An 8,110-nucleotide genomic window follows, 5' to 3' on the forward strand; every position below is an offset into this window, starting at 1 on the left:
CGACGACGGGCCTCGCCGCGATCGCGCCGTCCACCTCGGCCAGCGGGCCGGGCCGCCCCGGTGACAAAGCGGCCGAACACCACCGGCTGTGGTGCCGCTATCGGCGCGCCCCGCACGCCGCCGAGCACGTCCCGCTGATCCTCGCCCACGAGCTGCGCACCGAGGCCCTGCGCATCCTGGTGCCGGCGGTCACCGCCGCCGTCGAGGAGCGGATCGTCTCCTTCGCCGCGGCCCTGCGCCTGGGCATCGCCGCCCGATACGGCGGTGACCCCGACCATCTGCGGATCGTGAAGGCGGTCATGCCCGACCAGGAGACCGGGCACACCCGCCGGTTCCTGGTCGTCCACGACGTCCAGCCCGGCGGCACCGGCTACCTGCACCGGATCAGCGACCCGGACAGCTTCCGCGACGTGCTCCAGGCCGCCCGGGATGTGATCGCGGACTGCCGCTGCGTCACCGAAGGTAAACCGGCCTGCCACCGCTGCCTGCTGCGCTACGCCCGGGACAGGGAGTTCCCCCTGATGATCCGGGCCGAGGCGCTGAGCATGCTGGGGGAGCTGCTGGAGCCCTGGACGGTCGGGCCGTCGGTACGCACGAGCGAGATCTCCCTGTTCGACCAGGTCGAAAGCGAACTGGAACTGCGCTTCCTGCGGGCCCTGCTCGACTGGGGCCAGCGCCCGGACAGCCGTGCCAGCATCACCCGGGCAGCCGACCAGGACGGCGCCCGCATCGCCGACCTGCGGATGGAGACCCCCGACGGCCAGGTCGTCCACTGGCGGATGAAGCTGCAGAACACCATCCGCGGCACCCGGCCGGACATCCACTTCGTCCGTCTGGACGCCGCCCCCGCCGAGGTGGCCGTCTACCTCGACGGCTACCGCTACCACGCGTCCAGCGAACACAACCGGCTCGCCGACGACGCCGACAAACGCACCCGGCTGCGCGCCCACGGCGTGCACGTCTTCCAGCTCACCTGGGACGACGTGGAGGCCTGGCGCAACGGGACCAACGGGGCCGATGGGGCCGATGGGGCCGATGGGGCCGATGGTGTGGGCGGAGCCGGCGGCGGCCGGCCGCGGGTGTGGTCGCCGTACCACGGCCTCGGGCGGCGGGCCGCCCGCGACTACTACCAGCAGCGCACCGGGCGCGACGGTGGAGAGCTCAACGACACGGTCTGGGTGAACCCGGTCGAAACGCTGCTGGCGTTCCTGCGGGATCCCGACCCGCGGCTGTGGCGGGCCCGGGCCGAGGGCGGGCTAGCCGGGCTGCTCAGACAGCCGGGCGCGGTGGCCACCTCGTCGGGCTCCCGGCACGTCGCCGACCGGGTCACCGCGGCGCTGCGCGGCGACGATCTCCCCTCGCGTGGGCTCGACCCGATCATTCTGCTGCGGGTCGCCGACACCGGCGGCTGCCCGCTCGTACTGATCGTCGACGAGCGGGCCGGCAGCACGGACCGGGCCTGGTCGGCCCTGGTGGCGGTCGACGACCGGCCCGCGACCATCGCCGCCGACGAGGAGGACCACCGGATCCGCTGGGCCGCCTGGCTGTACTGGACCAACCTGGTGCAGTTCCTCGACGCCGGCCGCGGGGACGGCGTCCAGCTCGCGCTCTCCGCACTGGGCACCTTTGACCCCGGGCTGCTGGCGGTCGCCGAAGGCGGCGGCCTGCTGTCCGTGGCGCGGGCTCTCCCGCTGGACGACGAGACGTCGTCCTGGCTCGGCCGGGCGTCACTGCTCGGCCGAGTGTCACTCCTGCCGGCCAGGCCGCCGGCGACCGGCGCGCGGCCGGCGGACCCACGCTGGCAGGAGGTGCTGGACCTGCTCGACCCGGACGAGCCCGGCCTGGAACAGCTGGTACGCGGCGTGCTGGCCGCCGGTGCGCCGCCGCCCGAGATCGGTTACGAGATCGGTGACCAGGCGTGGCAGGCCGAGGTCGCATGGCCCGCGGCCCGGGTGGCGGTGCTCCTCGGCCCCGTGGCCGCCGAGCCCGGTGACGCCACCGGTCCCGGCGGTGCCGACGGCTCCACGGCTGATGGCTCCACAGCTGGTGACGCCGAGATCGCCGATCGGGACGCAGCGTACACGGCCGCCGGTTGGGACGCCCGGACAGCCACCCGGTGGGCCGTCGACGAACTCGTCCAGAAGATCGTCGTACCTGCTGGATCGGCCGTATCCGGTGGATCGGTCGACGGATCACGAGAGGACACAGACCGGTGAGCGGCCAGGGCGGGGTGACGCTGCGGATCCTGGAGCGTGCGGACAAGGAGATCCTGGCGCTGTCGCGTACCGGCAAGGGCGCGGTCTACGAGTTCCAGGACCTTTTCCGGCGTAACCCGTGGAACCCGAAACTGCGTTTCAAACGGCTCAGTGGCGATCCACGGCTGTGGTCGGCCCGAGTCGGGAACGATTTCCGGGCGCTGCTGCTCCACGTCGGCGGTCAGGACTATCTGCTTGTCTCGGTCCGCGACCGCAAGGACGTGTACGACAGCCTCGACCGGTACCAGTACCAGATCAACCGGGTCACCGGCGGTATCGAGGTCGTCGACCTGTCACCGGTCGGTGACAGCATTGTCGGCCGTCTGCTGCCACCCGACCCGGACGGGCACCGTCCGCACGAGCGTCGTCCCGACGGCGGCACCGAGGCGAAACCCGGTGACGACGGCCCGCGGGGGGCCACGGGCCACACCGTCGTCTCCGGCGGCGAAAAGGCCGGCGGCGAAAAGGCCGGCGGCGAGAAAGCCGGCGGCGAGAAAGCCGGGGAGGCAGGGGACGCCGATGCCGCGGAAAAGGGCGGGCCGCGCCCGCTGTTCGCCGGCATCAGCGACGAGATCCTCCTCGACCTCGGTGTTTCCGAGCCGCTGATCCCGCTCATCCGGCGGATCGTCACCGAGGACGAGCTGCTCGCCCTCGCCGATATCGCCCCGCAGCTCACCGCCGACGTCCTGCTGGCCCTGTACGACGGCAAGACCTACGAGCAGGTGCTCGAGGAGGTGACCGACCCCGTCCGCGCCGACGAGCCGGTCAACCCCGACGACTTCGCCGCGGCGGTGCAGCGCCCGTCAACCCAGGTCACCAGCAATGACGAGGCCCTGCGGGCGATCCTCGCCGAGTCGTTCGCCCGCTGGCAGGTCTTCCTGCACCCCACCCAGCGCAAACTGGTCGAACGCCGGTACAACGGGCCGGCCCGGGTCGGCGGCGGCCCCGGGACCGGCAAGACCATCGTCGCCCTGCACCGAGCCCGCTACCTGGCCGAACACCTGCCACCCGGCGACGACAAACCGATCCTGCTGACGACCTTCAACCGCAACCTCGCCGCCGACCTGCGCACCAGGCTGCTGGCACTGGCCGGCCCGGAGCTGCTCGCCCGGGTGGACATCGTCAACATCGACAAGCTGGCCGGCCGGATCGTCGCCGAGGCCGGGCTCGACAGCCGCCGCCGGATCGTCGACGACACCGTCGCCGCCGAGCGGTGGCAGGCCATGCTCCTCGAACTGGGCGAGACACGCTGGGACCCGCAGTTCCTGGCCGCCGAATGGTCCCAGGTCGTCCTCGGGCAGGTCCTCAACTCACGGACCGACTATTTCAAGGCACGCCGGCCGGGCCGCGGCCGCGCGCTCACCCGACAGGACCGGGACGTCATCTGGCGGCTCACCGAACGGTTCGAAAAACGGCTCGAGGACGACGGCATATGGACCTGGCGCCAGCTGGCCGGCCGCGCCGCGCGCCTGGAAATGGACCGCCAGGCCCAGATCCAGCGGGCGCTGCGCGGGCAGCACAGCTCCGGCTCCACCCTGCGTTACCGCTACCGGCACGTCATCGTCGACGAGGCGCAGGACCTCGGCGCCGCGCACTGGAAGATGCTGCGTGCCATGGTCCCGCCCATGCCGGACGACATGTTCCTCGCTGGCGACACCCATCAGCGCATCTACGACAACTATGTCACCCTGGGCAGCCTCGGGATCAATATCCGCGGGCGTTCGGCCAGGCTGACCCTCAGCTACCGCACCACCCGGCAGATCCTGGGAACGGCGTTGGAGCTGCTCAGCGGGGAGACATACGACGATCTGGACGGCGGCGAGGAGAACCTTGCCGGATACCGCTCGCTGCTGCGGGGTGGCCGGCCGGCGCTGCGCGGCGTGGGCACCTGGGCCGAGGAGCAGCAGCTGATCAGCCGTCAGGTACGGACGTGGCTGGCGGCGCCCGACGGCCCGCCGGCCGACAGTTCGGCGACGGGTGGTCTGCCATCGGACGGTTCGATCGCGGTGTGCGTACCGACCAGGCAGATGGCCGGCGAGGTCATCCAACGCCTCACCGAGGACGGGATCATCGCTGTCGAGATCGGCCCGGAGGGGCCGAAGCGTCACGACGGTGTGCACGTGGGCACGATGCACCGCTTCAAGGGGCTCGAATACCGACGGATGATCATTGGCGGGGTGTGCGCCGGGCTGGTACCGCGCAGCGCCATCGAGAGCTACCAGGACAGCGACCCCAAGCGCTACCTGCGAGAACGGATGCGCGACCGCTCCCTGCTCTTCGTCGCCGCCACCCGAGCCCGCGACGACCTGGCCATCTTCTGGCACGGCACCCCGAGCCCTTTCCTTGCCGTCACGCACTCCTGACAGCCGGAAACGGTATGGATGCCTCAACGGCCCGCGGGTAAGGGGCTGGCGGGCGAGGTGCTGGGGAAAGTGCTGAGGGCGAAAAACGGTGGCCCGGGAGGTGAGCCCGGGCCACCGTTGTCACAGCGATGTCATGTCACGGTGATGCCACGACAACATCACGGAAGTCTCATGGTGGAGTCGTCCGCAGGCGTCGGCGGTCGCCCGTGCTCTCAGGTGACGGGTGCCGGAATGACCTTTCCGGTGTCGGCGTCCACGTTGCCGGACCACTGGACGCCGGCCACGCCGGGGTTCCAGTCGTGGGCCACGCCGTAGACCCCGTAGTTGGGGAAGTACTTCTTGCTGAGATGGTTGTTGATGAACTTGATCTCGTCGCTGGAACCGCCGGGGAGCAGGCTGGAGTAGAAGATCCACGAGCCGCCGGCCAGCCAGTTGTTGTCGACGGTGACGTTGTGGTTGCTGCCGTACTCGGTGCCGAGCTGGACCACACCCGCTATGCAGTGGTCCAGGGCGATGTCGATCGTGTTGTGCCTGATCGTGATGTTGTCGGTGTTCCCGAGCCCCTGCAGGCCGTCGATGTGCTCACAGGCCGAGCTGACGACGAAGTCGTGGAGGTAGGAGTCCTCGACGACGTTGCCGCCGTCGATGCCGCCGCCGTCACGGAAGCCGCGGATCTCCACCCGGCGTACCGTCCAGTTCCTGCCCCGGATGGCCATCTCGTCGGCCGGTTGCGGGTCGTAGCTGCCGATGAACTCCGAGTCCTCGACCGTGACCGAGGCGTTGGCGACCTGGTCGCTGTTCACGCTGACACCGAAGGTGTCGTCGGTCGAGATGACACTGTTTCTGATCACGACTCCGGGCGCGGAGATGGTGAGGCGGCCGCCGCCCTTGATCCGGGCGTTCTGGATGACGGTGTTGGCCTTGGTGATCTCTCGCGGGCCGGTGTAGTCGGTCAGTGTCACACCGGCGGGTACCCCGGTGTTGCCGGCGTTCGGGAAGCTGCTGGCCGGGGCGGGCGCCGGGGCCGGGGCGCCGGGCTGGGCCGCCGTCGGCGTCTTCGGCACGCCGGCCGCCGCGGTGGCCGTGGGCGTCGCCGGTGGTGCCGCTGTCGGCTGTGAGGACGCAGTCGTGGTGGGTGTCGCGGCGAGAGCGATGGCGGCCGGTGGTGTCGGTGTTGATGTCGGCCCCGGGTCTACCGCTGGTTTGCAGCCGGCAAGCCCGCCGGTGATCGCCACAGCCGCTCCGGCGAGCAGGGGCACGAGCCGCCCGCCCAGCCAACGTTGTGAGCCCACTGTGAATTTCCTCCTTCAGCCGTGAATACGGCTTTGATCCCCCCGATGTTGATAATGACAGTAGCGCTCCTCATGGGCATCCACCGAGAGTCACCGTCATATTTCACAGAGTGCTGTTGGCGCGTTGGCTCAATTGATCGTAATTGTGTTTCAAGAGTTGTTTTGTTGCCTGTGGTCGTTCTTATTGGCGTGCAATTTTGTGAAATTGCAACCATTTGTGAACAATTTATAACCGTTGGTAGTTACGTATAACTCCAGATACTGGGTGTGACATGCCGGGCAAACCCAACGGGCTGGTGGACGGACGAAGCTGGCGTCGTGCCCCGGCCGGGGCCGGCCAGGGGCCGGCGCCCGCGGCCGGCGTCGCGGCCCGTGCCGCGGGCGTCCCTCCAGCGGAGCTCGGTGCGGTCATGACGCGCAGTGCGGTGTCAAAGATCGATATTGCGTGGCCTAGCCTGTCCGTGGCAGGGGGGAGGCCATGTACACGACTTTGCGTGACCGTCCGCCGGAATCCTCGCGGCCGGGCGCGGCCGGGGCCGTTCCGGCCACACCACCCGCCGCCCACGTGGACGGGACGCTCCCCACGCCCGCCGGGCGGGGCGGACGAGGCCGGGCCACCCGGCGGCTGCGCCAGGCCGTCGGCCCCACGGTGCTGCTGCTCGGGCTCACCAGCCTGCTCACCGACCTGTCGACCGAGATGGTCACCGCCGTCCTGCCGTTGTACCTGGTGGGCACGCTCGGTTTCACCCCGTTCCAGTACGGCCTGGTCAATGGTCTCTACCAGGGCGTGAGTGTGTTCGTACGGCCGGTCAGCGGTCTGCTGTCCGACCGCTGGATGCGCCACCGTGACATCGCCGCGGCCGGTTACGCCATGTCCGCGCTCGCGAAGGGCGTGCTGGTGCTGGGAGCAGCCTCCCCCGCGATGGTCTCCGGATCGCTGGCCGGCGACCGGATAGGCAAGGGGCTGCGGACGGCCCCACGGGACGCCCTGCTGTCCCTGACCTCCCGGGAGAGCGACCTCGGGTTCGTCTTCGGCATCCACCGGGCGATGGACACGGTCGGCGCGATGCTCGGGCCGTTCGTCGCCTTCGCCCTGCTGGCCGCCTCGCCGGACTCGTACGACCTGGTCTTCGTCGTGAGCGCGTGCGTGGCTCTGATGGGTGTCGCCGTGATCGTCCTCCTGGTCGAGCGGCACCCCCCGGGCACGGCGGGCACCGTGCCCGTCAACGGCGACGCGAACGATCTTCCTGTGTCCGGTGCCGGGCCGGTCGAGGCCGTGGCGGTATCCACGGCCGCATCGAGCCTGCCGGCCGCGCCGGCCGTATCGGGCATACCAGGCGTACCGGATCCGCCGGCCGCGCCGGCCATATCGGGCCCGCCGGTCCCGCCCGGCACGCCGGACTCTCTGGACGCGCCGGGCGGGGGTGAGCCGTCCGGCCGTCCCGTGCGCACCATGCGGGCCGCCATCGGTCTGTTGGCCGACAGGCGTTACCGTGCGCTCACCATCGTCGCTGGGGCTCTGTCCCTGTGCACGATCGGTGACGGTTTCGTCTACCTCCGTCTCCAGCAGGAGGTGGATCTCGCGGCCTACTACTTCCCCCTGCTCGCGGCGGGGACGTCGTGCGTCTACCTCGCCCTGGCCGTCCCCCTGGGCCGGATCGCCGACCGGACCGGCCGCACCCGGATGCTGATCATCGGCTACGTGCTGCTGGTCGCCGTCTACCTGCTGCTCCTCGTGCCGCGGCCGGGTGCCGCCGTCCTGCTCGGCTGCCTGGCGCTGCTCGGGGCCTTCTACGCGGCGACCGACGGCGTCCTGCCCGCGGCGGCGAGCGCGCTGCTGCCGGCCGGGTCGCGGACCACCGGGATCGCGCTCCTGCAGACCTGGGTGGCGCTCGGGCAACTGGCGGCATCCGCCGGGTTCGGTGCGCTGTGGACGCTGTACGGTGCCAGCTCGGCACTGTGGCTGGCGGGCGGGGCCGGAGCCGCCGGGTGCCTCGTGGCGGTGGCCGTTCTCGCCCGGGCCCGGGTGCTCGCCCCGGTGGGCGCGCCCGGCCCGGTGGGTGGGCCCGGCCCGACGGGGACGCCTGTGACGCAGGACAGCGGAAAGGAGACGGGCACCGATGGCTGACCCGGCCCGGGCCCGTGGACGTCCGCCCGGTCCGCCCCGGCCCGCCGCGCCCACCGCGCCCGGCAAGCGCGG

4 protein-coding genes are annotated in these 8,110 nt (G+C 70.9%); 3 read left to right on the plus strand and 1 reads right to left on the minus strand.

Annotated features, from left to right (window positions below; translation table 11 throughout):
* Both AC5LUJ_RS02420 and AC5LUJ_RS02425 read left to right on the plus strand, forming a co-directional pair.
* Window positions 1-2,216: Zn-binding domain-containing protein (locus AC5LUJ_RS02420; protein ID WP_493464384.1), on the plus strand; the 2,216-nt coding region annotated here is incomplete at its 5' end.
* On the plus strand, window positions 2,213-4,618 hold the full coding sequence (locus AC5LUJ_RS02425) for a UvrD-helicase domain-containing protein (protein ID WP_493464385.1): 2,406 nt from the start codon (window positions 2,213-2,215) through the stop codon (window positions 4,616-4,618). The genes AC5LUJ_RS02420 and AC5LUJ_RS02425, both read left to right, overlap by 4 nt.
* Before the next feature lie 212 nt (window positions 4,619-4,830).
* Here the strand turns inward: AC5LUJ_RS02425 and AC5LUJ_RS02430 are convergent, their stop codons facing one another.
* Entirely contained in the window at window positions 4,831-5,910 is a 1,080-nt protein-coding gene (locus AC5LUJ_RS02430; RefSeq protein ID WP_250285408.1) for a right-handed parallel beta-helix repeat-containing protein, read from the minus strand.
* Between the two features lie 478 nt (window positions 5,911-6,388).
* Here AC5LUJ_RS02430 and AC5LUJ_RS02435 point away from each other — a divergent pair, with 478 nt between their 5' ends.
* Window positions 6,389-8,038, plus strand: coding sequence for an MFS transporter (locus tag AC5LUJ_RS02435; RefSeq protein ID WP_493464386.1), 1,650 nt, complete (start codon window positions 6,389-6,391; stop codon window positions 8,036-8,038).
* Window positions 8,039-8,110: the final 72 nt, after the last annotated feature.

The sequence above is a fragment of the Protofrankia sp. CiP1_Cm_nod3 genome, assembly GCF_982290655.1.

Excerpts from the sequence above, each read along its gene's own strand:
- AC5LUJ_RS02435 (WP_493464386.1), top strand. The coding sequence starts at position 6,389 with ATGTACACGACTTTGCGTGACCGTCCGCCGGAATCCTCGCGGCCGGGC.